The organism is Micromonospora sp. ZG13, from assembly GCF_059359355.1.
The window spans coordinates 197870-224693 of record NZ_JCADBQ010000007.1 but is presented as its reverse complement, the minus strand read 5'-3'; the positions used below and the strand labels follow the sequence as shown (position 1 = coordinate 224693).

17 protein-coding genes are annotated in these 26824 nt (G+C 76.9%); all 17 read left to right on the top strand.

The genetic code is table 11. The annotated features are described in order from the left end of the window. Positions 1 to 2 precede the first annotated feature (2 nt). Genes AC5L34_RS17460 through AC5L34_RS17380 form a run of 17 tightly spaced genes read left to right on the top strand, consistent with a single transcriptional unit; the run spans position 3 to position 26766 of the window. Positions 3 to 521 (top strand): phage tail protein, encoded by a 519-nt coding sequence (locus tag AC5L34_RS17460; RefSeq protein WP_089000531.1) that lies wholly within the window; start codon positions 3 to 5, stop codon positions 519 to 521. After that, entirely contained in the window at positions 518 to 1255 is a 738-nt protein-coding gene (locus AC5L34_RS17455; protein WP_441177551.1) for a hypothetical protein, read from the top strand. The genes AC5L34_RS17460 and AC5L34_RS17455 overlap by 4 nt, the downstream gene beginning before the upstream one ends. After that, on the top strand, positions 1252 to 2076 hold the full coding sequence (locus AC5L34_RS17450) for a hypothetical protein (protein ID WP_494825913.1): 825 nt from the start codon (positions 1252 to 1254) through the stop codon (positions 2074 to 2076). The genes AC5L34_RS17455 and AC5L34_RS17450 overlap by 4 nt, the downstream gene beginning before the upstream one ends. Further along, the gene (locus AC5L34_RS17445; protein WP_441177549.1) at positions 2073 to 3359 is read left to right on the top strand and encodes a Pvc16 family protein; all 1287 of its coding nucleotides are present in this window, start codon (positions 2073 to 2075) and stop codon (positions 3357 to 3359) included. Before AC5L34_RS17450 ends, AC5L34_RS17445 begins: the two co-directional genes overlap by 4 nt. After that, entirely contained in the window at positions 3359 to 5185 is a 1827-nt protein-coding gene (locus AC5L34_RS17440; RefSeq protein WP_441177548.1) for an ATP-binding protein, read from the top strand. Before AC5L34_RS17445 ends, AC5L34_RS17440 begins: the two co-directional genes overlap by 1 nt. Next, complete coding sequence (locus tag AC5L34_RS17435; RefSeq protein ID WP_089000536.1) at positions 5182 to 5424, top strand: hypothetical protein; 243 nt, start codon at positions 5182 to 5184, stop codon at positions 5422 to 5424. The genes AC5L34_RS17440 and AC5L34_RS17435 overlap by 4 nt, the downstream gene beginning before the upstream one ends. After that, a complete protein-coding gene (locus tag AC5L34_RS17430; RefSeq protein ID WP_441177547.1) occupies positions 5421 to 12980 on the top strand; it encodes an eCIS core domain-containing protein in 7560 nt (2519 codons plus the stop codon). The genes AC5L34_RS17435 and AC5L34_RS17430 overlap by 4 nt, the downstream gene beginning before the upstream one ends. After that, on the top strand, positions 12977 to 13621 hold the full coding sequence (locus AC5L34_RS17425) for a hypothetical protein (RefSeq protein ID WP_089000538.1): 645 nt from the start codon (positions 12977 to 12979) through the stop codon (positions 13619 to 13621). Before AC5L34_RS17430 ends, AC5L34_RS17425 begins: the two co-directional genes overlap by 4 nt. Beyond that, positions 13618 to 14040 carry a hypothetical protein gene (locus AC5L34_RS17420; protein WP_441177546.1) on the top strand — a complete coding sequence of 141 codons (423 nt, stop codon included), beginning with the start codon at positions 13618 to 13620 and terminating at the stop codon, positions 14038 to 14040. The genes AC5L34_RS17425 and AC5L34_RS17420 overlap by 4 nt, the downstream gene beginning before the upstream one ends. Then, entirely contained in the window at positions 14033 to 15184 is a 1152-nt protein-coding gene (locus tag AC5L34_RS17415) for a hypothetical protein (protein WP_441177545.1), read from the top strand. The genes AC5L34_RS17420 and AC5L34_RS17415 overlap by 8 nt, the downstream gene beginning before the upstream one ends. Further along, the gene (locus AC5L34_RS17410) at positions 15181 to 15687 is read left to right on the top strand and encodes a phage baseplate assembly protein V (protein WP_101409696.1); all 507 of its coding nucleotides are present in this window, start codon (positions 15181 to 15183) and stop codon (positions 15685 to 15687) included. The genes AC5L34_RS17415 and AC5L34_RS17410 overlap by 4 nt, the downstream gene beginning before the upstream one ends. Continuing rightward, positions 15687 to 16031, top strand: coding sequence for a hypothetical protein (locus AC5L34_RS17405; protein ID WP_441177544.1), 345 nt, complete (start codon positions 15687 to 15689; stop codon positions 16029 to 16031). Before AC5L34_RS17410 ends, AC5L34_RS17405 begins: the two co-directional genes overlap by 1 nt. Then, positions 16028 to 16390: a GPW/gp25 family protein gene (locus AC5L34_RS17400; protein ID WP_089000541.1), complete on the top strand. Its 363-nt coding sequence runs from the start codon at positions 16028 to 16030 to the stop codon at positions 16388 to 16390. Before AC5L34_RS17405 ends, AC5L34_RS17400 begins: the two co-directional genes overlap by 4 nt. Then, positions 16387 to 18765, top strand: coding sequence for a baseplate J/gp47 family protein (locus AC5L34_RS17395; RefSeq protein WP_441177543.1), 2379 nt, complete (start codon positions 16387 to 16389; stop codon positions 18763 to 18765). The genes AC5L34_RS17400 and AC5L34_RS17395 overlap by 4 nt, the downstream gene beginning before the upstream one ends. Beyond that, positions 18762 to 21218, top strand: a complete 2457-nt coding sequence (locus tag AC5L34_RS17390) for a baseplate J/gp47 family protein (RefSeq protein ID WP_441177542.1) — start codon at positions 18762 to 18764, stop codon at positions 21216 to 21218. The genes AC5L34_RS17395 and AC5L34_RS17390 overlap by 4 nt, the downstream gene beginning before the upstream one ends. Then, complete coding sequence (locus AC5L34_RS17385; RefSeq protein ID WP_441177541.1) at positions 21215 to 23338, top strand: hypothetical protein; 2124 nt, start codon at positions 21215 to 21217, stop codon at positions 23336 to 23338. Before AC5L34_RS17390 ends, AC5L34_RS17385 begins: the two co-directional genes overlap by 4 nt. Continuing rightward, positions 23335 to 26766, top strand: a complete 3432-nt coding sequence (locus AC5L34_RS17380; RefSeq protein ID WP_441177540.1) for a DUF6519 domain-containing protein — start codon at positions 23335 to 23337, stop codon at positions 26764 to 26766. The genes AC5L34_RS17385 and AC5L34_RS17380 overlap by 4 nt, the downstream gene beginning before the upstream one ends. Positions 26767 to 26824 lie beyond the last annotated feature (58 nt).

The window sequence follows — 26824 nt, the reverse complement described above, 5'->3', positions numbered from 1 at the left end:
TCATGGTGCAGTTCGCGGTCAATCCGACGCGCTTCGACCCGTACAAGAACTTCAAGTTCCGGGTGAAGTGGGACGGCCGCTACGTGGCCGGGGTCAGCAAGGTCAGCGCGCTGAAGCGGACCACCGAGGTGGTCAAGCACCGCGACGGCGGCGACCCGTCGACCAGCCGCAAGTCCCCCGGGCGTACGGAGTTCGAGGCCGTCACCCTGGAGCGCGGCCTGACCCACGACGCCGAGTTCGCCCAGTGGGCCGGGCGGATCTGGGCGCTGCACGCCGGCCTCGGCTCGGAGGCGTCGCTGGCCGACTTCCGGCGCGACATCACCATCGAGCTGCTCAACGAGGCCGGGCAGGTCGCCCAGTCGTACCGGCTGTTCCGCTGCTGGGTGTCGGAGTACCAGGCGCTGCCGGAGCTGGACGCCAACGCCAACGCGGTGGCGATCGAGCACATCAAGCTGGAGAACGAGGGCTGGGAACGCGACGAGGCGGTCACCGAGCCGGCCGAACCCCGGCTCGCCTCGTGACCGCCGGGCCGCCGCCGACCGAGGTGGAGCTGGTCTCCGCCTGGGACCGCGCGCTCGGGCAGCCGGCGCCGCGGCGCCCCCTGCTGCTGCTGGGCCGCGAGGACGCCGACCGGCTGCCGGTGGGCGAGGTGGCGGCCCTGCTGCTGCGTACGGCCCGGTCCTGGACCGGCGGCCGGGTGGAGGCCACCCTCGACTGCCCGGCCTGCCCGCAACGGCTCGAGGTCGGCTTCGCCGTGGCCGACCTGCTGGCCGCCGCGTCGGACCCGACCGCCGACTCCGCACGCGGCGGCGCGCGGCGCGTCGGCACCGGGGCGTTCACGCTCGACTGGCGGGGGCACCGGCTGACCCTGCGGCTGCCCACCCCCGCCGACCTGATGGCGGCGGCGCGGGCCGGGGACGCGGCGGCGGCCGAGCGGTGGCTGCTGCGGGCGTGCCTGCTCGCCGCCGATCCGCCGCTGGACGATCCCGCCGCCGCCCTGCCGGAGGTGTCGGCCGTGATGGCCGAGCGCGACCCGCTCGGGGTCGTCGCGGTCACCCTGACCTGCCCGGGCTGCGGCACCACGACCGAGGCGCTGCTCGACGTGCCCGCCTGGGCGTGGCAGGCCGCCGACGCCCGGGTCCGGCGGCTGCTCGGCGAGGTGCACCGGCTGGCCCGCGCGTACGGCTGGTCGGAGGCGCAGGTGCTCGGCCTCGGGCCGCACCGCCGCGCCGCCTACCTGGAGCTGGTCCCGTGACCGGCTACCTGGCGGCGCTGGCCGCCCTCGCCGTCGACGCCGCGCCCCGGCTGCGGCCCCGCACCCTCGGCCGGTTCGAACCGGAGCAGCCGCAGGCGGGCGTCGACGTCGAGGCGTACGACGTGGAGCGGCCGACCCCCACGCCGTACCGGCCGGCGGCGCGTCCCGCCGTGGCGGGCGCGTCGGGCGCGGCCCCACCCGGCTCGCCCGCCGCGTCCCCGCCGGTGACCGCTCCGGCGGCCCCGACAGCCCCCGGCGGCGACCGGTCGGCCACGCCGGCCGCCGCACCGCGCACGCCGCCGCCCGCGCCGGTCGCGCCGACCGCGCCGGCCCCCGACCGGCCGGGCACGCCCGCGACCCGGCCGCCGGTACCGGCGGACGCGGTGCGGCACGCGGCGGAGCGGGACGCCCCGAACCCGCCGCCCCCCGCACCACGCCACCAGGTCCCACCGCCCGCCGCGCCGTCGTCGCCCGCCGCGCCGGCCGTTCCCGCGCCGCCCGCCCTCCCCGCGGCCGTACCGACTCCCCCGGTCGCGGCGCCCACGGTCGCGGTGTCCACGGTCGCGGTGCCCGCGTCACGCGCGCCGCAGTCGCCGCCCGCGCGCGCCGTGGCGGTGACCCGCGCCGCCGCCCGGGCGCCCGAACGCCCCACCGTGCACCTGCACATCGGCCGCATCGACGTGCGGCTCGCCCCCGGGCGGCACACCGCGCCCGCCGCCCCCGCACCGGTCACCCCGGTCGCGCCGGCGCCCGCCGTGGCCCCGGGACCGGCCCCCGAACTGGAGGCCTACCTGCGCGAGGCGGAGGGACGGTCACGATGAGCACCGCGTACGCCCTCGCCGCCGTCACCGCCGTGCTGCGCGCCCAGCTCATGGCGTACCTGCGGGCCACCGGCGCGTCGTCGGCCGTCGGCGGGGTGTCGGTCACCGCCGGCCCGCCGGACCGGGTGAGCGTGGGCAACCAGGAGGGCAACCAGGTCAACCTGTTCCTCAGCCGGGTCACCCGCAACCCGACCTGGGCCAACCTCGGTCCGCCGCCGCGCAACGGCGCCGGTGACGACGTCGCCGCCGTCCCGCTCGGCGTCGACCTGCACTACGTGGCCAGCGTCTACGGCCACGACCCGCTGACCGGCGAGATCCTCCTCGGGCACCTGCTGGCGATGCTGCACGAGACGCCGGTGCTGACCCGCGCGGCGATCCGCCGGTCCCTCGCGCCCGACCCACCGGACGCGACCCTGCCCGCGCCGGTGGCCGAGTCCCGCCTCGCCGAGCAGGTGGAGCAGCTGCGGATCAGCGTCGCCAACAGCCCCGGCGGCGAGGAGAGCTTCCGGCTCTGGTCGGCGTTCAGCGCGCCCTACCGCAGCAGCGTCTTCCTCGACGTCTCGGTGGTGCTGATCGACCCGCTGCGGGGAGCCCGCGAGCCCCTGCCGGTGCGGTCGGTCACGGCCGGCACGGTCGACGTGCGCGGCCCCGAGGTCGACGCCGTACGCGCCGACGGGCCGACCGGCACCCCGGTCACCGCCGCCGCGACCCTCGTCGTGACCGGCCGCAACCTGACCGGCCCGGACACCCGCATCCGCGTCGGTACGGCCACCGCCAGCCCTACCACCGCGTCGGCCACCGAGCTGCGGGTGCCCCTGTCGGCCTTCGACCGGCCCGTCGCCGCCGGCCTGCGGGGACTGGTCGTCACCCACTCCGTCGACCTGGGCGACCCGCCCGCGCCCCGGGCGGCGCTCAGCTCCGACGCCGTGCCGGTCACCTACCGGCCGACGATCACCGTCGCTCCCGCCGACGTGGTCGTCGACTCCAGCCGCACCGTGGACTCGGTGGTGCTGCGTACCGGCACGGTCACGGTCACCGTGCAGCCGCAGGTGGAGGCGACGCAGCAGGTCACCCTCTCCCTGACCGGGACGGCCGGCACGATCCTGCCCGCGCCGCCCGGCAACGGCGTCGCCGGCGGCGCCAGCGCCACCGACCGGGTCCGCTTCGCCTTCCGCGACCTGCCCGCCGGGGCGTACCTGGCGCGGCTGCGGGTGGACGGGGTGGACAGCCCGCTGAGCACCGACCCCTCCGGACGGTACACCGGCCCCTCCGTGGTGCTGTGATGCCCGCCGCCCGCGCCGCCGCCCGCTGGCCCGCCCCCGCCGTCGCCGAACGGGCCGACGACGGGCTGGCCGCCGAGGTGGAACGGATCCGGCTGCTGCTCAAGGGCGAGCCCGCCCAGGCCGGCCGCCCGGACGGCGGGCACCTCGACCGGATCGCGGCCGGGTTCGGGCTCACCGGCTTCGAACGCGACGTGCTGGTCGCCGCCGTCACGGGGGAACTCGGCCTGCTGGACCGCCCGCCCACCTTCGCCTGGTGCCTGGACGCCCTGCCCGGCGGGCACTGGGACGCCCTCGCCCCCGACCGTCCGCTGCGCGCCGCCCGCCTGGTCGAACTCGGTGACGGACCGCTGCCGCACGCCCCGCTGCGCGTCGACGAGCGGATCCTGCACGAGGCGCGCGGCGCCGGGCGGCTCGACGAGCGGCTGCGGCCGTACGTCACCGAGCTGCCCGGACCACCGGCGGGCCTGCCGGGCAGTCGGCGGCGGGCCGCGGCGGACCTCTGCGCCGCCTGGCAGGCCGGCCGCCGGGCCCTGCGGGTCACCGGGCCGGACCGGGCCGACCGCACGGACGTCGTCGCCGCCGCGGCGGCGACGGTGGGCCGCCGCGCCCACCGGCTGGCGGCGGCCGACCTGCCCGGCGCCGTCACCGACCGGGACGCCCTGGCCCGGCTGTGGAACCGCGAGGTGGTGCTCGCCGACCCCGTGCTGGTCGTGGAGCTCACCGGCGACGAACCGCCCGAGCAGACGGGCGTCGTGGCGCACCTGCTGGGGCGACTCATCGGCGACGTCGTCGTCTCCGTGCCGCGCGCCGTCACGCTCGACGGGGTAGCCGCCGGGCCCGACGTGGACCGGCCCACCCGCGAGGAGCAGCGGGCGCTGTGGCGAGCGCTGCTGCCCGCACGCCCCGCCGCCGCGCTGGCCCGCGAGTTCGACCTGGGCCACCACGAGATCCTCGCCACCGCCGCCCGCCCCGCCACCGACCCGGCGGCGCTCGCCCGGGACCTGGTCCGCGAGCGGATCCGCCGGGACCTCGACGGGGTGGCCGAACGGATCGCCGTGAAGGCCGGCTGGGACGACCTGGTGCTGCCCGCCCCGGCCCTGGCCCAGCTGCGGCAGCTCACCGCCGCCGCGGCCGGCCGCGCGCTGCTCGCCGAGCGAGGCTTCGGGCGGCGTACCGGGCGGGGGCTCGGGGTCACCGCCCTCTTCGCCGGTCCGAGCGGCACCGGCAAGACCCTGGCCGCCGAGGTCCTCGCCAGCGCGCTCGGCCTGGACCTGCACCGCGTCGACCTGGCCACCGTCGTCAGCAAGTGGATCGGCGAGACCGAGAAGCAGCTCCGTCGCGTCTTCGACGCCGCCGAACGCGGCGGCACCGTGCTGCTCTTCGACGAGGCCGACGCGCTGTTCGGCCGCCGGTCCGAGGTGAAGGACAGCCACGACCGGTACGCCAACATCGAGGTGTCGTACCTGCTGCAACGCATGGAGCAGTACCGGGGCGTGGCGGTGCTGACGACGAACATGCGTACCGCCATCGACCCCGCGTTCCTGCGTCGGCTGCGGGTGCTGGTGCCCTTCGGGCATCCCGGCCCGGCCGAGCGGGCCGACCTGTGGCGGCGTGCCTTCCCGCCGCAGGTCGCCACCGAGGGCCTCGACCTGCACCGGCTCGCCGGCCTGGACCTGACCGGTGGCGACATCCACACCGTCGCCCTGCGGGCCGCGCTCGTCGCCGCCGGGGAGCACACCCCCGTCCGGATGCGGCACGTGCTCGACGCCGTGGCCGCCGAGTACGCCAAGCACGACCGGCCCGCCGACCCGGGGCTGTGGTCATGAACATCGAGGTCGACGTCCGCGAACTCGTCCTCACCGGGGTCGAGGCGCCCGATCCCGCCGCGCTCGGCGACGCGGTGCGCGTACGGCTGGCCCGGCTGCTCGCCGAGCGCGGCCTGCCGCCCGCCTCTCCCCCGCCCGGCCCGCTGCCGGCGCCACCGGGAACGGACCTGCCGCAAGCGCTGGCCGAGGCGATCTGGGCGCAGTTGGGCCGGCCCGCCTGCCGGGAGGTGGACCGGTGAGCGAGCGCGAGGCGGCCGTCCGGCCGCAGTCCCCGACCGGCGAGCGGAACGCCGAGCTGGCCGGGCTGACCCGGGCCCTGGTCGAGCGGTACGCCCCCGCGCTGGGCCTGCGGCCCGACGCCGTACGGGTGCACCTCGGCGAGGCCGGACGGCGGGCCGCCAACCACGGCGCGAAGGGGCTCCTCGCCGACGGCGCGCTGCACCTGGCCCCCGGCTACGACCCGACGCGCGCCGCCGGGCGGGCCCTGCTCGCCCACGAACTCGGCCACCTCGCGCAGGCCGCCGCCGCCCCGGGCGCGTACCCGGCCAGGCCCTCGGCGCGCAGTGCGGCCAGCACGGCGCCGGCGTCGACGACGACGACGAGCGTGACCGACCCGGAGGCCGAGGCACGGGCGCTGGCCGAGGCGGCCGCGGCCGGGCGGGCGCTCTGGACGCCGACGGCCCGGCTGCCGGCCGACGCGGTCGCCGCCGACACCGGCGCCGTCGCCACCGCTGCCCGCCCCGCGCCGGCCCCCGACGCGGAAACCGGCACCGGACCGCTGGAGGCGCAGCTCAGCGAGCTGGTCGAGCGCCGCTACCGGGCCGAGCGGGCCCGGATCATCGACCTGCTCGACGGCCTGTGGGTCTCCGGCGACGACGTGCGCGGCTGCCTGCGGGTGCTGGACACGCTGCCCTTCCTCGTCGCCCGGAGCCTGGTGCACAGCCTGCCGTCGCCACGGCGCAGCGACCTGGGCCGCAACCTCGACGACGGCCACCACCGGCTCTACCCGGGTGCCGCCCTCGCCGCGCTCGGCGGCCAGACGCCCTACCTGCTGCGCCTGCTGGAGGCCGGCAACGTGCGCGGGCTGAGCACCGAAGGGCTCGGTCCCCTCGAGCGGCGCACCGCGCGGGACGTGCTGCGGGCCCTGCGCACCAGCGTCCTGCGGGAACTGCTCACCGGCGACCGCGGGAGGCACTTCCGGAGCCTGCTGACGCAACTGCCGGAGCGGGGCAGCGACGCCGACGCCCTGCGCGAGCAGATCACGGCGCTGCGCGGGACCGACGCCGAGGCCGGCCGGCTGGACGAGGACACCGGCCTGCGTGAGCAGCTCCGCCACGTGGAGCGGCTGATCGGCCAGCGACAGGGCAGCCAGGCGCTGGCGCTGCTGGCCGGGCTGGCGCCGGCCCCGCCCACCGCCGGAGGCACGGCCGGCACGGCCACCGCCGGGGGCCCGGTCGGCAGCGCCACCGCCGGCCCGCCCGAGCCGGGTCCCCGCCTGCGCCACGTGGTCCGCCGGCTCGACGAGGCCGGGCGCATCGACGCCCTGCTGGAGCAGCTGCCGTGGGAGGAGAAGCGGGTGGGCGCTCCCCTCGGCCCGCGGCTGCTCGTCGTGCTGGCCGCCCGGGAGGAACACCAGAACCTCACCCGCGTCGAGGGCCTGCTGTCGTACGGGGTCTTCGACTGGGCGATCCGCGACCACGAGGCCCGCTTCGCGTACCTGCTGCTGCGCAGCCTGCCGCTGGCCGCCCAGGACCGGTGGGTGCGGCTGGAGCAGGGCCGCTGGTTCGCCCGGCTGGAGGAGAACATCCCGGCCGAGGACGTCCTGGGCGGGCGGTACGCCGGGCTCGGCAGCCTCGCCGAGCCGCTCGACCCGGCCCGGCGCGGTGGCGGCCGGGCCGACGCGGACCGGATCGTCGCCGAGATCCACCAGCAGGTGCGGGCCGGGGTGGACGGGCACAACTCGGTGGAGCTGGTCCGCCGGCTGATCGGGCTGGACCGGGGCACCGCCGTGGCGCCGGCCCGACCCGCCGGACCGGGCCGGGAGACGCTCACCTCGGTCGTACGCCGGCTCGACGCGCTGCGGGACCTCGACCGGATCGTCGAGGCGCTGCCCGACGCGTACCTCACCCACGAGAGCTGGCGCTCGGAGCTGCTGGACCTGTTCGCCCGCCGCGATCCCGCCCAGCTCGCCCGGCAGGCCCGCCACCTGCTCGACATCGGGCTGCTCGACTGGGGGGTCAATCCCCGCGAGGCGTGGCTCGCCTTCCACCTCGTGCGCAACCTGCCGGCCGCCGAGCAGAGCCGGCTCGCCGCCGAGGACCCGGACCGCTGGGCCCGGATGCAGTCGGCGATGACCCCCGAGATGCGCGCGTCGCTGGCCACCACCGCCATCTCCGGGCCGCGCCGGCTGGAGACCCGCGACGCGCTGCGCGACCGGCTGCGCGACGACCGGCTCTGGAGCGCCGCGCAGGCCACCGAGCTGCGCGCGCTGATCATCCAGCTGTACGCGCTGGACGACCGCCGCTGGGTGTTCCTGCGGTCGCGGGAGGTGCGGGCCGACCGGGTGCCGGCGCTGGCGTCCCTCGTCGAGCAGCTGCGCCTTTACCACGAGCGCAACCGGCCGTCGTTCGTCCCCGAGCGGCTCGACTCGGGCGGCCTGCCCCGCGTCTTCGGCGAGCTGGGCCGGCTGGTCGCCGTCGGCCTGAAGCTGCTCTTCCTCAGCCGGACCGGCCTGAGCCTGTTCACCGAGGAGGTGACGGTCCGCGACTTCGACCTGCACGAGTTGCAGTGGGTCAGCGGCGACGTCGGCGGGGCGCGACTGCGCGACCGCGCCCCGGGCGAGCGGTCCAACGAGCTGTCGCTGTCGGTCGACGCCCGGCAGGGCGTCGTACGGGTGCGGCTGCCCCGGCTGGAGCTCAGCGGGGTGAACCGGGTGTTCACCGGGAGCTCCCTGCGCACCGGCCGGGTCACCCTGACCGACCTGGACGTGGTGGCGTCCTTCTCCGACCGGGGCTACGAGCGGCCGGTCGGCGCGCAGGCCGGGGTGGGCGGCGTCAGCGCCGCCGACGTGGTCTTCGCCAGCGAGTCGCTGCCCGGCGGGATGCTCGGGCTGACCCGGTTCGGGCTGTCGCGCCTGTTCTTCCGCGCGGGGGCCACCGGCACGGAGGACCTGGACGAGCCGTCGCGGCGCGGCTGGATCGGCATCCCGCTGATCAATCCGCTGATCCACCTGCTGCACAACGTCATCTCGTTCTACGGCGGGCTGCCCTTCCTCTCCAAGATCAGCGACGCGTTGATCGCCCCGTACACGGCCGGCGCGCCGTTCCTGGCCCGGCAGGTCGCCTCGTACACCGCCGGGGAGATCTTCAGCCCGCTGGCGAATGCCACGATCGGTCTGATCACCGACGGCGTCTTCCGGCCGCCCCGCGCGGTGGGCGAGCGCGTCGGGGACGCCGCCGGCATGCTGCGCTCGTTGCAGGTCAGCTTCGCCAGCGCCACCGCCGAGGGGCTCTCCTTCGCCGGCATGCAGCAGATCGGCCGGGTCGAGATCGGCCGGACGCTGCTCGGCGTGGGCACCAGCCTGCCCGCCCGGCTGCGCGCCGAACAGCGCTCGATCGAGGAACGGCTCGGCCGCGCCGGCACCGCCGCGCAGCCCGCGCTGCGCGAGCGGCTCGCCGCCGTACGCCGGCAGGTCACCGAGCTGGAGCCGCTGGAGCGGGAGCTGCAACGCCTGGAGGGCCGGCACCGCTGGCACGCCGACTCGCTCAGCGAGGCCGAACGCCGCCGCATGATCGAGCTGTCGGACCGGCTGCGGTCGAGCGCCGGCGGCACCCTCGACATCGGCGGCATCCGGGTCACCGGGCTGACCGGCCGCGTCGAGGCCGCCGGCGTGGAGATCGACCCCGTACACGCCGAGGCGTCGCTGCCCTCCCGCGTCGGGCAGCACCTGCCCGACGACGAGCTGATCGACCGGTTCCGCGCCCAGCGGACCCCGCCGGACCTCACCACCACGGCCCGCGCCGCCACCGCCTCGGTCGAGGCCGCCGGCGTACGCCTGCTGCCCGGCGCCGACGGCGCGCCCGCCCTGCGGCTGACCGCCGCCGAACTGCCCACCCCCGAGCAGGTACGCGAGCAACTGGCCGCGCTGCCCGACGAGCCCCGCCACGCGCAGCGGCGTGCCGAGCTGACCCGCTGGCTGACCGGCCTGGCGCGGATCCGGGAGCTTCAGGCGCGTCCCGCCGAGCCGGTCGACGCCGCCGACCGCCACGTGCCGGGGCACCGCACCCGCGCCGAGGAGCAGGAGCTGCAACGGCTGCGCGAGGCGGCCCGCCGGTACTTCGGCGTCTCCGTCGGCGGGCTCGCCCTCGCCGGGTTCGGCGCCTCGCTCGACCCCGCCACCCTCGGGGTGAGCGTGCGGCTCGCCGAGGCCACCGCCACCGACGTGCGCGCCGGCGCGTACGCGGTGGAGCGGGTCGAGGCGCGTCGGCTGCGGCTGCGCGCCGACCTCGACACCGACGGCGGCGGGCTGCTGCCGCCCGAGTTGGCCGGCGCGGCCGCCGAGCAGGGCCTGCCCACCCGGCGGACCGCCCTCGGCGTCGGCGTCGGCGACCTCGCCGTGACCGGGGCGAGCGGGCCCGGCCTGGAGGCCCGCCGGATCGCGTTCACCGCGCCGGCCCGGGGCGACGGGCAGCCCGGCGAGGCCGTCCACGGCCGGGTGGTGCCGCGCGGCGACGACCTGAGCATGCCCGACCTGGTGGTGGAGCAGACCGAGCTGACCGGGGTCATCCTGCGCTCGCCGGGGCGCAGCCTCTACTCGCGCGGCAGCACCCGGATCGGGCGGATGAGCCTCGACGTGCTGATCCGCACGGCCGCTACGGGCTCGGGCCGGCAGACCCGCGGCGCGCTGGTACGCAGCATGGTCATCGACCGCATCGACGCTGACCAGGTCGGCATGGACGTCACCGAGCCGGCGCCCGGCTACTCCGTGGAGGCGGTCTCCGGGGCGCTGGTCGGCGTCCGGCTGCGCGACCTCGACGTCGACCTCTCCGGCGCGGAGGCGACCTACTCCGGGCGGCTCACCGTCGGCCAGCTCGACCAGCTGCGCTTCGCCGTGCTCTCCCGCGCCCTGCAGGGGCCGGCGACCACGATCACCGGCACGGTGGGCGGGCAGCCCACCGGCCCGGGGGCGGCGGCGGTCACCGTCGACCTCATCCGCGCCGGCGCGCACCAGGTCGACCCGGCCACCGGACGGGTGGTCAGCGACCCCACGGACGCCGTCGCCACCCGCCTCGACGGGCTCACCCTCACCGACACCACCCTGCGTACGCCCGACGGCCGGGTCACCGTACGCCGGGCCGGGGTGAGCGGGCGCATCGTCACCGAGCAGGGCGGCGGGCTGCGGTTCGAGGACATCGGCCCGTCCCGGATCGAGTTGTCGGCGATCGACTGGCGGGCGGGCGACGGGCGGATCACCTCGCGCGGGCCGACGGTGCTCGACGGGCTCACCGTCACCGGCCGCTGGGACAGCACCCCCGAACACCGTGACGCCGCAGGGCGCCTCGTCCCCGCCACCGCCGAGCTGTTCGTCGAGCGGCTGCACATCGACCGGGTCACCGGCCGCGACCTGCGCTACCGCAGCGGGGTGCTCGACATCGGGCTCGGCCGGGCCACCCCGGTGCCGGCGGGCGAGCCGGACCTGCCGCCGCTGGAGATCCTCGACGTGGACCTGCGCGGGCTGCGCTGGAGCAGGGCGGCCGGGCTGGTGGCCGGGCGGCTGCGCACCGGGGCGACCCGGGTCGAGATCGCCGGCCAGATCGACGCGGCCCTGCACGTCGACGGCGCGCTGTCGGCCGCGCAGCTCACGCTGGGCTTCGGCCGGGGCGGCCGGGTCGAGGCCAGGGTCGTCGGCGGCGAGGGCCACCTCGGCGTGGGCCCGCGCCCCGGCGAACACGAGCAGCACGTCGGCATCCAGGGCCTGGACACCGGCCTGATCCGCGTCGCGCCGGACCGGATCGAGATCGGCCCGGACGGCTCCCCCGGGCTACGCCTGGCGACGGTCGCGGTGGACGCCCTCAACTGGCAGGGCGAGTCGCTCGGCCTGCGCATCGCCCCCGGGGAGGGCGCGCTCACCTTCACCGGCATCACCGCGCGGGCACGCATCGACCTGCACCCGGCCGGCACCCCGGGCGGCCGGTTCCGGCGGCTGCTGCTGCGCGAGGTGGTGGTGCAGGAGACCCGCGCCAGCGGCCTGCTGGTCGACCTACGCGACGGCGTCACCATCCGCCTCGACGCCGACCGCGAGGCCGTCCTCGGGGAGCTGCGGCTGCGCCCCGGCGCCGGCCAGGAGGGGTTCGTGGTCGAGGCCACCGGCACCGCCGCCGGCATGCGCGTCCTCGGCGGCCTGGACATCGGCGCGATCAGCGCGCCCCGGGTCGGCTTCGACATCGGCACGTTCCTGTCGCGCGGCAGCGCCGACCTCGCCGCCACCGGGCTCACCGTCGACTTCCTCGACCTGGGGGCCCTGCGGGTCAACCTGCGCGAGCCCGCCCTCACCGCGATCCGCGCGCAGATCACCGCCGAGTCCGGGCGGGAGCTGCGGCTGCTCGGCGCGCCGGCCGGCCGGCCCGAGTACGGGCTGCGCTTCACCTCGATCGGCTACACCCAGGACCCGGCCACCCCCGGCGGTCCCGCGCCCGGGCGCCGCATCGCGGTACGCGGTGGGGAGATCACCGGCCTCACCTTCACCGACACCGGTCTCGGCCTGCACATCTTCGTCGAGCGGGGCCTGCTCGGCGACCTCACCCACGACCTGGACACCGGCTCCGGCGAGCTGCCCTCGCTGGACATCCGCGACGCGACGTTCAGCCTCGACCTCGCCACCCTCCTCGGCGGCGCCGCCCCGGCCGCGCCGGCCCGCACCACCAGCGCCCAGCGGCGGGCCGCCATGGCGACGCAGTGGGACGGGCTGCTGCGGATCCTGCACACCTACAACCTGAGCGAGGTGATCGACAGCCTCGACGGGCACGTCGACTTCGACGTCGCCCACGACGGCTTCCTCTACGGCACCCGCGTGTGGGAGGTCCGGCTGTCCCTGCGCGACGGCACCGTGGACTACCGGCGGCTCACCGGGGCGCTGCCGTGGTGGACCCCGGGTCGGTTCGTCGTCGAGGGCGACGCCCTGGTCTACCGGGTGCACGTGCCCACCGTGGGCCCGGAGGGGGCGCCGCCGCCGGACAGCGACGTCGACGTGCTGCGCTGGCAGCTCACCACCGGGGAGGTGCAGCAGGCCCGCACCGAGCACCTGGTCCGGCTGAACCGGCTGCTCCAACCGACCCCCGAGTCCCGCGACGACCTGCTGCACACCATCGCCGACGTCGGCGACGACGAGCCGTCGACCGAGCCGCCCGGCCGGCTGGCCATCCGCAACGTCGACGTGGACCTCTCGGTGCGCAACCCCCGCGAGATCACCCTGCCGCTCGGCACCGGCAACGAAATCGTGCTCGCCCCCGACGCGCTGATGCACCTGACCGTCGGCGGCGGGCTGCGACGGGCCGCGGGCGGGGCCGGGCGCCCCGGCGCGCTGCGCCCGATCGCGCTGGAGAGCGCCACCGTCGCCCGGCTGAACCTGCTCTTCGGCTCCGTCGGCGTCTCCAGCGGCCAGATCCGGATCACCCACCTCACCGACGCCCGGCTCACCTTCGACGGGCTCAGCCCGCAGCTGCTGACCGGACGGATCGACCGCGCCGTCGCCGAGCGCATCCGCTGGCGGCGTACCGCTCCAGGAGGCACCCCGTGACCAGTCCGCTCAGCCCCCGCCTGCTCCGCGCCGGCCTGGTCGTCCTCGACCCGGACAGCGGCCGGACCCGCCGCGTGATCACCCTCCAGTACAACCCGGACGCGCTGACCCGGGGCTTCCAGCTCAAGACCGGCGGTGCGGAGGGCGGCGCGAAGGGCGAGGCGCTGCGGATCACCGGTCCGCCCGTACAGACCCTCACGCTGGAGGCCGAACTCGACGCCGCCGACCAGCTCGCCGAGCGCGACACCGCCGAACTCGGCCTGACCGCACAGCTGGCCGCCCTGGAGTCGCTGGCCTACCCCAGCCTGGCCGCCGTGCAGGACGCCGCGGCGCTGCTGGCCGCCGGGACCCTGGAGGTCGTACCCCCACCGGCCCCGCTGGTGCTGCTGGCCTTCGGACGGCGCCGGCTCTGGCCGGTACGCATCACCGAACTGACCATCACGGAGGAGGCGTTCGATCCCATGCTGAACCCGATCCGCGCGAAGATCCGGCTGGGCCTGCGGGTGCTGACCGTCAACGACGTGGGCACCGCCGGGCGGGCCGGCGGGCTCGCCATGGCCGCCCACCAGCAGCTCGAACAGCTCGCCGGCCGGGCCCGCGGCGGCCGGCTGGGCGACCTCGGAATCGACCGGCTGCCGTGACCGGGCCCGGCGACACCGACCCGGCCCTGGTGGCCGCCCACAGCCGCGTCGCGGAGACCCTCTTCGCCGCGACCGGCACCGGCGGCGTCGGCGAGCCGTCGCCGGGGGCGATCCCCCCGGAGAGCCGGTACGCCGGCGTCGGCACCACGACGACCGTCGACCCCGACACCGGTGCGGAGCTGGTCCACCTGCGCCGCCGGTTCGTGCCGCCCGCCGAGCGGCTGGCCACGGCCGGCTGGGAGCGGGTCGCCGACGGCGACCGGGTCGACCTGCTGGCCGCCCGTACCCTCGGCGACCCGACGGCCTTCTGGCAGCTCTGCGACGCCAACGGCGCCTTCGACCCGGCCGAGCTGGAACAGCCGGGCCGGGTGGTGCGGGTGGCGCTGCCCGAGGGCTTCCCGGGAGGCGGCGATGCCTAGGGGCGTACGCCTGCAACTGCTGATCGGGCCGCTGACCTTCGGCCCCGCCCCGTACGAGCTGGTGGAGGCGTTGCAGGAGGCGCAGGTGACCCAGAACGCCGGGCAGCGCTCCGGGTTCCAGCTCCGCTTCGCCCTCGGGCGGGGCTCGCTGGCCGAACGGATGCTCGCCGACGGCAGCCTCGACCCGCCGACGCGGGTGCTGCTGGTGCTGCACCTCGACGGCCGACCGCAGGTGCTCTCCGACGGCGTCGTCACCCGTCACGACGTGGCCCGCAGCAACGACGCCGGCGCCTCCACGCTCACCCTCACCGGCGTCGACGTGAGCCAGATGATGGACCTGATCGACCTGTCGGACCTGCCGATGCCGATGCCGGCGGAGGCCCGGGTGCTGACCCTGCTCGCCCCGTTCGCCGCGTACGGGGTGGTGCCGATGCTGGTGCCCAGCGTGCTGGTCTTCGCGCCGAACCCGATCCAGCGGATCCCGGCGGTACGCGGCACCACCTTCGCGTACGTGTCGCAGCTGGCCGACGAGGTGGGCTACACCTTCTACGTCGAGCCGGGCCCCACCCCCGGCATGAACGTCGCCTACTGGGGGCCGGAGGTCCGTGCGGGCCAGCCCCAGCCGGCGCTGACCGTCAACGCCGACGCCGGCTCCAACGTGGAGTCGCTGTCGTTCTCGTTCGACGGGGTGCAGAAGACCCTCCACCTGCTCACCGCCTTCCCCGAGCAGGTGCGGGTGCCGATCCCGCTGCCGGTGCCGGACGTCACCCCGCTGAACCCGCCGCTGGGCCGCAGGATCCCCGTCCCGCTGTCGTACCGGCGGATGAACGTCGGCCGGTCGGACCCGGCCGGCACCGACGACGCCACCGCCCGGATGGACGTGGTGCAGACCCTCGCCCGGGGCCTGGCCCGCGCCGCCCAGTCGGCCAACGTCATCACCGGCTCCGGCTCGCTGGACGTGCTGCGCTACGGCCGGCTGTTGCAGTGCCGGCGGCTGGTCGGGGTGCGCGGCGCCGGCCGCGCCTACGACGGCGAGTACGTGGTGAAGAGCGTGACGACCACCGTCAAGGCGGGCGAGGTCAAGCAGCGCTTCTCCCTCGGCCGCAACGCCCACGTCTCCATATCCGGGAGGGCCCAGCCATGACGACCAGGTACTACGGCAAGTATCGCGGCACGGTGGTCAACCACATCGACCCGTTGCAGCAGGGACGCATCCAGGTGACCGTCCCCGACGTCACCCTGCCCCCGTCGACCTGGGCGATGCCCTGCTTCCCGCTCGCCGGGATCCAGGCCGGCGTGTTCACGGTGCCGCTGCCCGGCACCGGCGTGTGGGTGGAGTTCGAGCAGGGCGACGCCGACCATCCGATCTGGACGGGCTGCTGGTACGGCTCGAAGGCGGAGATCCCCGCGCTGGTGGCCTCGGCGCCGCCGCCCACCCCGCCGATCGTGTTGCAGACCCCCGGCCAGGCCACCCTGATGATCTCCGACGCGCCCGGCCCGGCCGGCGGCATCCTGCTCAAGACGCTGACCGGGGCGATGATCTCGATCAACGACACCGGGATCGTCATCTCCAACGGCAAGGGCGCCTCGGTCACCCTCATCGGGCCGACCGTGGCCGTCAACCAGACCGCGCTGACGGTGACGTGATGCCGGGCCCGCCGCTGCACGTCGGAGCCGTCGTCTCCTGCCCGCACGCCGGGCCGGTCACCGCGCAGACCGCCAACTCCCGGGTGCTCGTCGACGGGCTGCCGGTGCTCACCGCCGCCGACGCGTACCCGGTCGCCGGCTGCACCTTCCAGGTGCCGGTCGGCGCCGGCACCAAGCCCCAGCCGTGCGTCCGGATCCAGTGGACCGCCCCGGCCGCCCGGGTGCTGGTCAACGGCCAGCCGGCGATGCTCGCCACCAGCATCGGGCTGGGCGTCAGCGCCGAGGGCGTGCCGCAGGGCCCGCCCACGGCGAGCGGGTTCCAGATCCGGGCGGTGGCGTCGTGACGTACCCGGCCTTTCCGTGGCGCCCCGACAACCGGGGCCGCTCGGGGCTGGCCGGCCCCGAGCGGCACGTCGCCGACCTGGTGGAGGCGGTGCTGTTCACCGCGCCCGGCGAGCGGGTCAACCGGCCGGACTTCGGCGCCGGGCTCGGCCAACTGCTCTTCGCCCCCGTCGACGAGGCGGTGGTGGGCGCCGCCGAGTTGCAGGCCCGCAGCGCGCTGCAACGGTGGCTCGGTGAGCTGATCGAGGTCGACGAGGTCCGCGTCGACCTGGCCGAGGCGGCCGTACGGGTGCACGTCGGCTACCGGCTGCGCGCCACCGGCCGCCCGGCGGAGGTACGGATCTCGAGGGGGACCGGATGAGCGTGCGGTGCAGCGACGACGAGCGCCGGGCCGAGGTCGCCCGCCCCGGCAGCGCGTTCAACGGCGTGGACTTCGTCGAGGTGGACGCGGCCGACCAGAAGCTGCTGCGGGTCGGGTTCCTGCACCCGCTGCCCGGCCAGCCGGGCGGCGTGCCGGGCGGGGCGGCGCTGGTCGCCGGCAATGTGGTCGTCGACGGGGGCGTACGGATCACCGGCGTGCGGGTGCTCACCGTCGCCGCCTCCGGCACGGTGCTCACCGTACGGGTGGACCGGGCCGGCGACTTCTCCCCGTACACCCTGCGGTTGGTGCGTTCGGCGGTGGACGAGCGGGTGCCGCCGGGCTTCGACCCGGTGCTGGCGGCGGCCACCTTCTCCTTCAAGGCGAACTGCCCCAGCGACCTGGACCCGGCGCCCGCCGCGCCGGTCGTTCCCGCGCCCCCGGCCGCGCCCGCGCCGGTCGACTACCTGGCCAAGGACTACGCCGGTTTCCGGCGGCTGCTGCTCGACCGGCTCGCGGCCCTGCCCGGCTGGACCGAACGCAACCCGGCCGACCCGCTGATCACCGTGGTGGAGGCGCTGGCGCACGTCGCCGACCGGCTCTCCTACCGGCAGGACGCCGCGGGCACCGAGGCGTACCTCGGCACCGCCCGCAGCCGGATCTCGGTGCGCCGGCACGCCCGGCTGCTCGACTACACGGTGCACGACGGCTGCGCCGCCCGCGCCTGGCTGAGCGTGCGGGTCGCCGCCGGCTCCGACGCCGAGGTTCGGGGTGTGCCGGCCGGCACCCCGGTGCTGGCCGCCGACCGGGCCACCCCGGCCCTGCCGCCCGCCGACGCGGCGGCGCTGCTGGCCGACGGCGCCACCGGCTTCGAGACGCTGACCGCGCTCGCCCCCCGCTCCGCCCGCAACGAGATCGCCCTGCACGTCTGGGGCGGCAGCGACTGCCACCTGCCGGCCGGCGCGACCCGGGCCACCCTGGTCGACCTGCCGGCAACCGGGCTGGCCGCCGGTGACCTGCTGCTGCTGGAGGAGGTGCTCTCCCCCGCCACCGGGCGGCACGCCGACGCGGACCCGGCGCACCGGCAGGTCGTCCGGCTCGTCGCGGTGCGCCCGGGCACCGATCCGGTGGAGGGGCTGCCGGTGCTGGAGGTGGAGTGGGGCGCCGCCGACCGGCTGACGTTCCCGCTCACCGTCACCGCCTCCGTCGCCGGCCCGGGCACCGGCCAGCTCGTCACCTGCGCCGTCGCCCGCGGCAACGTGGTGGCCGTCCAGCACGCCATCGCCGTACGCGGACACCTGCCGCCCGCCGCCGAGGCGCGGTGGCGGCCGGTGCTCACCGCCGAGCCGGTGGCGGCGGCGGCCCCGTTCCCGACGGACATGCCGGCGGCCCAGGCCCTCGACCAGGACCCGCGCGCCGCGCTGCCGCTGATCCGGTTGGAGACCACCGAGGGAAGCTGGCGGCCCCGCCGGGACCTGCTCAACGCCGACCGGTTCGACCAGGGCTTCGTGGCGGAGCGCGAACGCGACGGCCGCGTGGCGCTGCGCTTCGGCGACGACGTGTCGGGCCGCCGACCGCCGGCCGGCACGGTGTTCGAGGCGACCTGGTGGCGCGGTGGCGGCGCCGCCGGCAACCTCGGCCACGACGCGCTGACCACGCTGGTCACCGACCGTTCCGGCGTCCTCGGCGTGACCAACCCGCTGCCCGCCGTCGGCGGCACCGACCCGGAGGACGTCGAGCACGCGCGCCAGCACGCGCCCGTCGCCTTCGCCACCCAGGAACGCGCCGTCACCACCGGCGACTGGGTGGCCGCGGCGCTGCGGCTGCCCGAGGTGGCCGGCGCCACCGCCCGGATTCGCTGGACCGGCTCCTGGTGGACGGTGTTCCTCACCCTCGACCTGCTGGGCGGCCAACGGCTGGCCGGCGAGCCGGGGCTGGCCCGGCGGCTCGCCGGCCGCCTCGACCGGTTCCGGGTGGCCGGGTACGACCTGCAACTGCGCGACCCGGTGGACCTGCCGGTGCAGCTGCGCCTGTGGGTGTGCGTGGCGCCGGGGGCGTTCCGCTCCGACGTGCGTCGGGCCCTGCTGGAGCTGTTCTCCGACCGGGACCTGCCCGGGGGGCGTCGGGGGTTCTTCCACCCCGACCGGTTCAGCTTCGGTACCCCGCTCTACGTCAGCCAGCTGCTGGCCGCCGCGGTGCCGGTCCCGGGCGTCACCGACGTCCGGGTCACCGAGCTGCACCCGGTGGGCGTGGCACCCGGCGGCGAGCTGGCCGACCGGGTGCTGCGCACCGGCGACACCGAGGTGATCCGCCTCGACAACGACCCCAGCGTGCCGGAGCACGGCATGCTGCACCTCGACCTGGTGGGTGGGCTGTGACGACACGAGCGGGCCGGGGGCCCAACCCGCCGGGACGCGGCGGTATCGACTACCGGCTGGGCCGGCAGGCGGACTTCGCCGCCGACATGCTGACCCGCCTCGGCGCCCGGCCGGAGCTGGCGGGGCTGACCACCCGCGAGGCCGACGACCCGGCCGTCGCCCTGCTGCACGCCTGGGCGGGTGCCCTCGACGTACTCGCGTTCTACCAGGAGCGGATCGCCAACGAGGGCTTCCTCGGCACCGCCACCGAACGCGGCTCGGTGCTGATGCTGGCCCGCGCCATCGGCTACGAGCTGCGCCCTGGCGTCGCCGCCGCCACCTGGCTCTCCTTCACCGTCACGGCCACCCCGGGAGCGCCGGACGGCGTGCCGATCCCCGCCGGCAGCCAGGCGCAGAGCGTCCCGGGCCCCGGCGAGCTGCCCCAGGTGTTCGAGACGGTCGAGCCGCTGCTCGCCCGCCCCGAGCTGAACGCCGTCGGGCTACGGGTCACCGAGCCCCGCGACCCCCGCCCCGGCGACGACACGCTCCACCTCGCCGGCACCGGTACGGTGCTCGTTCCCGGCAACGCGCTGCTGGTGCTCGGCCCCGACTGGTTCGACGTGCGCCGGGTGCGGGCCGTCACGGCGGTGCTGCCGCAGGCGGCCACCGCGCTCGACGGCGGCGAGGTGGTGCCCGCGTACACGGTCGTCGGGCTGGACGCGCCGGTGGGCGCGCGGGCCCTCGGCGCGGAGCTGCGCCACCAGGTGCCCGGGGTGCAGGTGCACCTGCTGGCGCAGCGGGCCGCGTTGTTCGGCCACCAGGCCCAGCCGTGGTCGGCGCTGCCCGTTGCGCTGCGGGTGGGCGAGCTGAACCCGGGCACGAACCAGGTGCTGCCCGGCGCGTACGCGAACCGCGCGGACAGCTGGGTGGACGCCCCGTTCGCGGCGGCCGTACGCGAGCTGCACCTGGACCAGTCGTACCCGTCCGTCGTCGCCGGCTCGTGGCTGGTGCTGGAGACCGGCGGGACGCCGCAACTACGCCGGGTGGACGCGGTGGCGGACCTGCCGGTGGCGGACTTCGGCATCGCCGCCCGCACCACCCGTGTCACCGTCACCGGCGGCGACTCGCACACCTTCTCCCGCCGCTCGACGACGGTGCTGGGCGACAGCCGGCTGCTCCCCCTGGCCCCGGTGCCGCGCACCGCGCCCCTGGCCCGGGTGGCGACGCTGGAGCTGGCCCGCCCGGCGCCCGGGCTGGAGCCCGGCCGGCGGCTGGTGCTCACCGGCGTCGACCCGGCGGGCGCGGCGGTCTGCGAGGTGGTCGTCGTCCAGCGGGTCCGCGACGCCGCCACGGTGGACCTCGAGGCGAACGTGGCGCACACCTACCGGCGCGACAGCGTCCGCGTCCTGGGCAACGTGGCGGAGGCGACCCACGGGGAGAGCCGGGCCGAGGTGCTCGGCGGTGGTGACGCCCGGCAGGCGTTCCAACGGTTCACCCTGCGGCACGCGCCGCTGACGCACGTGCCCGCCGCGACCGCCAGCGGGTCGCGCACCACCCTGGCGGTCTGGGTCGACGGGGTGCGCTGGCAGGAGGTGCCGGCGCTGCTCGGTCAGCCCGCCACGGCCCGGGTCTACACGGTGCGCCGGGCCGACGACGGCACCGTCACCGTCACCTTCGGCGACGGTCGCACCGGGGCGCGGCTGCCCACCGGGCGCGACAACGTGGTGGCCACCTACCGGTCCGGGATCGGCCGGCTGGCCGACCTGGCGCCGGGACGGCTGACCATCCCGCTGTCGCGGCCGCTGGGCCTGATGGAGGTCACCAACCCGGTGCCCGCCGCCGGCGCCGACGACCCGGAGGGCGTGGACCGGGCGCGCCGCAACGCCCCGCTGGCCGTACGCACCCTGGGGCGGGTCGTCTCCCTGCACGACCACGCCGACTTCGCCCGCGCCTTCGCCGGCATCGGCAAGGCCCGCGCCGACCTGGTCTGGGACGGGCAGCGGCAGATCGTCCTGCTCACCGTGGCCGGGCCCGACGGCGCGCCGGTCCCGGAGAGCGCGCCGGTGCGCGGCGACCTGCTGCGCGCCCTCGACGCCGCCCGCCAGCCCGCCGTGCCGGTACGCATCCTCGGCCACCGCCGCCGCCGGGTCGCGGTGACGGCCCGGCTGCTCGTCGCGCCCGGGCACCGCTTCGCCGCCGTCGCCGCAGCCGCCCGGGCGGCGCTGGTCGCCGGCCTCAGCTTCGACGCCCGCGACTACGCCCAGCCCGTACGCGCCAGCGAGGTGCAGGCCCTGCTGCACGCGGTCCCCGGGGTCGCGGCGGTGGTGCTGGAGCTGCTGCACGAGGCCGGGCAGCCCGCCGGCCGGGCCGAGGTCATCGCCGCCGCGCCGGCGCGCCGCACCGGCGACCTGCTGCTCCCCGCCGACCTGCTCACCGCGGACGCCGGTGACGTCACCCTGCTGGAGGCATCGTGAGGGCCGAGGAGATCTGGGCGCTGCTGCCGGCCGCCCTGCGCAGCCAGGACGAGGCGGCCGGCGGCGTGCTGCGCGCGCTGGTGGAGGTGATGGCGGAGCAGGCCGTCCTGCTCGCCGCCGACGTCGACCAGCTCGCCGACGACTGGTTCGTCGAGACCTGCGCCGAGTGGGTCGTGCCCTACCTCGGTGAGCTGGTGGGCGCGGGCCGGCTGCACCCGCTGGCCGACGGCACCGGGTTCTCCGACCGGGCCCGGGTGGCCGACACCATCCGGTTCCGGCGGCGCAAGGGCACCACCGCCGCGCTGGAGGAGCTGACCCGGGCGAACACCGGCTGGAGCACCGCCGCCGTCGAGTTCTTCGAACGGCTGGTCGTCACCCAGCACGTCAACCACGTGCGCACCGCGCCGGCCACCGCGGCGGTCCGTGACGCGGGGCCCCTCGAACTGGTCGGCGGCCCGTTCGAGCCGGTCTGCCGGACGGTGGACGTGCGGGCCATGGACGCCGGCCAGGGCCGCCCCAACATCCCGAACATCGGCATGTACGTGTGGCCGCTGCCGTCGTACCGGCTGGACCGGGCCAGCGCCGCGCCGGTCGCCGACCCGCCGGACGGGCGGTGGTGGATCGACCCGGTCGGGGTGGACCGGCAGCTCACCGGGCCCACGGTCACCGAGCCGGACATCGACCACCGCGCCGACGAGGCCAACGTGCCCGGCCCGCTGCGCCGCCGCCCGCTGCGCGACGAGCTGGCCGCGCTCGCCTCCGCCGCCCCGCCCGCCCCGCAGGAGCTGCGCTGGTTCCGCGAGGACGACCCCTCCTTCGTCGTGTGGATCCAGCCGGCGCCCGGCGACGAGCTGCGGCCCGTACCCCTGGAGCAGCTGCGGATCTGCGACCTGGCCGGATGGGAGCGGCCGACCGGCAGCCTGGTGCGCGTCGACCCGGTACGCGGCCGGGTCACGGTCGCGCCCGGGCGGCCCGTGCACCGGCTGGCGGTCTCCTGGTGGTACGCCTTCGGCGCCGACGTGGGCGCCGGCCCGTACCCCCGCCAGGGCGACCTGGGCGCGGCCGACGGGCCGGTGGACTGGCAGCTCGCGGTGAGCGTGACCGAGCCGCCGCGCCCCGGCGAGGTCGTCGCCTCGATCGCCGAGGCCGTGACGGCCTGGCACGACTGGCAGGCCGACCACCCGGGCACGGCCGGCCGGATCGTGCTCACCGACAGCCACCGCTACCCGGAGGACCTCCTGGTGCGGGTCGGGCAGGGCAGCCGGCTGAGCCTCCTCGCCGCCCGGTGGCCCCAACCGCCGGACCGGCCACGCCGGCAGGCCGACCTGGACCCGGTCGGCGTCCGGCCCTGCCTGCTCGGCGGCCTGTCGGTCACGGGCACCGGCGCCGGCGAGCGCCCCGGCGAACTTCTCCTCGACGGCCTGTTGGTCTCCGGGGCGGTGAGCGTCGCCGCGCCCGCCGCCGGCGAGACCGGCCTGGGCCGGATCGAGCTGCGGCACTGCACCGTCGGGCCGGCGGCGACCGGCCTCACCGTCGCCGCCGGCAACGACCGCACGCGGGTGGCGGTGCACCGCTGCGTCACCGGCGCGCTGGCCGCCGGCGACGGTCCCGTCACCGTGGTCGACACGCTCGTCCACGGTGGGATCGCCGCCCCGGACGCCGAGGCCGACCTGACCGGGGTGACCGTCCTCGGCACCACCGACGTGCGGGTGCTGACCGCCACGGACTGCCTGTTCGACCAGCCGGTCAGCGTGGCCCGGCGCCAGCAGGGCCACGTCCGCTTCAGCTACCTGCGGCCCGGGTCGGTCACCCCACGCCGCTACCGCTGCCAGCCGGACCTGGCCCAGCAGGCCCACCCCGGCGACCCCGACGTGGCCACCCGCGTCGGGCCGGCGTACGCCAGCACCCGCTACGGCGACGCCACCTACGGCCGGCTCGCCGGCACCGCCGCCGCCGAGCTGCACACCGGCGCGGAGTCCGGCGCCGAGATGGGGGCGTTCCGGCGCGCGCTGACGCCGCAACGCCTCAACAACCTCGCCCTCGCGCTGGCGGAGTACCTGCCGCTGGGGCGGGTGGCCGCTGCCCTGCCCGTCCTGCCGACCGGAGGAACCACACCATGAAGGGCGACATCAGCCGCGCCACGTTCGACCAGCGGCGGCACGCGACGAGCGTACGCAAGCAGCAGGGCCGGGTGGACCTGGACGCCGACTGGAACGAGCAGCAGGACATCCAGGCGCACCTGCGCGCCACGGCGCTGACCGACGTGGTCGGCGCGGCCGGCGCGCCGCTGGCCGGCGGGGCGTTCGCGCTCACCGGCGGGGCCGACCTCACCCTGTCGGCCGGCCGCTACTACCTCGACGGGGTGCTCTGCGAGAACGACGCGCAGGTCTCCGTCTTCGGCCAGCCCGACCTGCCGGCGGCCGGCCCGTTCGTGCGCCGCCTCGACGGCACCTGGCTGCCTGCCGGCGCCCCGGTGCCCGCCGGGGTGTACGTGGCGTGGTTGCAGGTGTGGCCGCAGCACGTGACGGCCATCGAGGACCCGACCCTGCGCGAGGTCGCCCTCGGCGGGCCGGACACGGCCACCCGGCTGCGTACCGTCTGGCAGGTGCGGCTGGCGCAGGCCGGGCCGCCGGGCACGCCGGTCGGCTGCGCGGACACCCCGCCCGGCTGGGCCGAGCTGACCGCCGCCTCCACCGGCACCCTCGCCGTACGCGCCGATCCCACCGGCGCCGCCGGGGGCGACTGCGTCATCCCGACCGGCTCGCCGTACACGGGGCTGGACAACCAGTACTACCGGGTGGAGATCCTCTCCGGGGGTGCCCCGGGCACCGCTACGTATGTGTGGTCGCGCGACAACGCCGCGACGGTGGCGACGTGGGAGAGCATCGACGTCGACGTGCTGACCGTGAAGGTCCCCGGCCGCGACGGCAGCGCCGGCTTCGCCAACGGCTCCTGGGTGGAGCTGACCGACGACGGCCGGGAGCAGAACGGCGTGCCCGGAACCCTGGTGCAGGTCGACCGGGTCGAGGGCGACCGGATCGTGATCCGGCCCGCCACCGCCACCGGCAGCCTCGACCGGGCCGCCTTCCCGAGCCGGCCGAGGGTGCGCCGCTGGGACGGGCGGGGCGCCGTGCCGGCCGGCGGGGCCGAACTCGACCTGGAACTCGGCATCAAGATCCGCTTCGCGGCCTCGGGCGGCTACCGCACCGGCGACTGGTGGTCGTTCCCCGCCCGCGCGGCGGTGCACGACGTGGAGTGGCCGCGGGTCGGCACCACGCCCGTGCCGCAGACCCCGCACGGGCCGCGCCGCTCCCACGGTCGCCTGGGCGTCGTCGCGTACGACGGCAGCCAGTGGAGCGTCCTGCGCGACTGCCGGCCGGTCTTCGCCCCGCTGACCGGTCAGCTCGCCCTGAGTCTGCTCGGCGGCGACGGCCAGGAGGCCGTGCCGGTGCCGGCCAGCCCGGCGACCCTGGTGCCGCTCGGCCACGACCTGGTGGCCGGCGTCGCCGTCGGCGGCCGGCCCGTCGCCAAGGCCCGGGTCAGGTTCGGCGTCACCGTCGGCCAGGGCCGGGTGACCTCCGGGTCCACCACCGCCGCCACCGTCACCGTCGAGACGGGCGCCGACGGGCGGGCCCGCTGCGCCTGGCAGCTCGACTCCGCCACCGCCACCCAGGAGGTCACCGCCGTCCTGCTCGACGAGGCCGGACAGCCCACCGGCCTGCCGCTGACCTTCACCGCCAGCCTGTCGCGCGCCGACCGGGTGTCGTACGACCCGACCGGGCACCCGGCGCTGGCCGGCTCGACCACGGTGCAGGCCGCCATCGACCAGCTCGCCGCCGCCACCACGGGCGGCTGGGCGACGGTGACCGTCCGGCCGGGCATGGACTGGGTGCAGGCGCTGAGCACCCTGCCCGCTGGCGACGTGCTGATCTGCTTCGCCCCCGGCCTGTACACCAGCACCACCCCCGTCACCTTGTCCGGGCGGGCCAACATCCGGCTGCTCGGCAGCGGCCCCGCCAGCCGCGTACGGGTCCAGGGCCACGAGCACGCGCTGATGTTCGTCGACTGCGGCACCGTGTCGGTGGCCCACCTGGCGGTGGAGACCCCCGGCCCGGCGTCCGCCTCGCACCGCCTCGGCCCGGTCACCGCCGTCAACTGCGCCGAGGTCACCGTCGAGCACGTCCAGCTCACCGGGGTGCCCGGCGCGTCACCGCAGAGCACCTGCCTGACCGTGCGCAACGACCACAACACCCCACCCGGCCGGGTCCGGGTGCTCGACTCGGACTTCCGCATCGGCCACGGGCAGCAGGGCGTGCTGCTGGTCAACCCCGACCACGCGATCGTCACCCGCTGCCGCTTCTCCTGCCCGCCCCGGCCGGCCTCGCTCACCCTGGCCGAGCTGGTCAAGGACGAGAAGTTCCGCGGCCAGCTGGCCGGCCAGCTCGTGGGCCGGCTCGCCCTCGACCGTCACGACCGGCTGGAGCGCGGCGAGTGGAACACCGTCGTGCGGGTCGGGCAGTGGGGCGTACGGACGAACTCCATCGTCCCGGAGAGCGAGTGGCGGACGCTGACCACGCTGCACCCGCCCACGGCCGAGGACCTGCGCGGCGGGGAGGCCGCCGGGGCGTACGTGCTGCGCCTGGTGGAGCTGGCCACCCAGGACCCCGGCCGGCTGCCGACCTACAAGCGGCAGCTCACGTCGCTCAAGGGGCGCCTCGGCGAGAGCGCCGGACGGATCTTCGACACCGACGAGGGCCGCCAGACGCTGCGCGACTACCTGGTCGGCGGCGGGCTGGACGTGCGGCGGGCCGACGACATCGCCCGCGACCGCCGCGAGGTGGCCCTGCCCGCGCCCGGCGCGAGCCTGCGCTTCGACTCGGCGTTGAGCCAGGGCGCGTGGGAGGCCGCCGTCGCCGCCTCGCCGCCGCCCCGCCCGGTGCAGACGCCCTCCGCCGCCGCCCGGCACCTGCGCGCCGTCGCCGACCGCATCCTGCTGGAGCCGGCCTTCGGGGAGCGCTACGCCGCCGCGTACCGGCAGGCGCTGACGGCGGCGGCCGAGACGTCGGTGGGCGCCTGCGGGGTGGTGATCGGGGGCGGGACCGCCGTCGGGGACGTCGAGGTCTCCGACTGCCGCTTCGACCAGGTGGCCGAGGGCGTGCACATCGGGGTGTCGCACCGCTCGGGGTCGCCCATCCAGGGCCGCACCATCCGCGTCACCGGCAACGACATCCACCTCTACAAGGCCTGGTGGCGTGCGTCGAGCACGATCCGCGGCATCAAGGTCGGCAACATGCGGCACGTGTTCGTCTCGGACAACCGGATCTCGGTGGCCGCCGGCACGGGGCTCGGCGTCTGGGCGTCCGGGGTGGGCGGGCCGATCCTGACGATCCGGGACAACCTGGCGCAGAACTGCGACCCCGGGATCATGTGCGACCCGTCCTGGTGGATCGCACCGGGCAAGCACCTGTGGTCGGTCACCGACAACGTCTCGACGCACGGGCCGATCCTGCTCGGCAGCGGCGTACGGAACTCGGGCAACGTCAGCTGAGCTGTCGCCTGGGCGACTGCGCGGCCGGCCCCGACCGGCCTACGCTCTCGGTGACTGC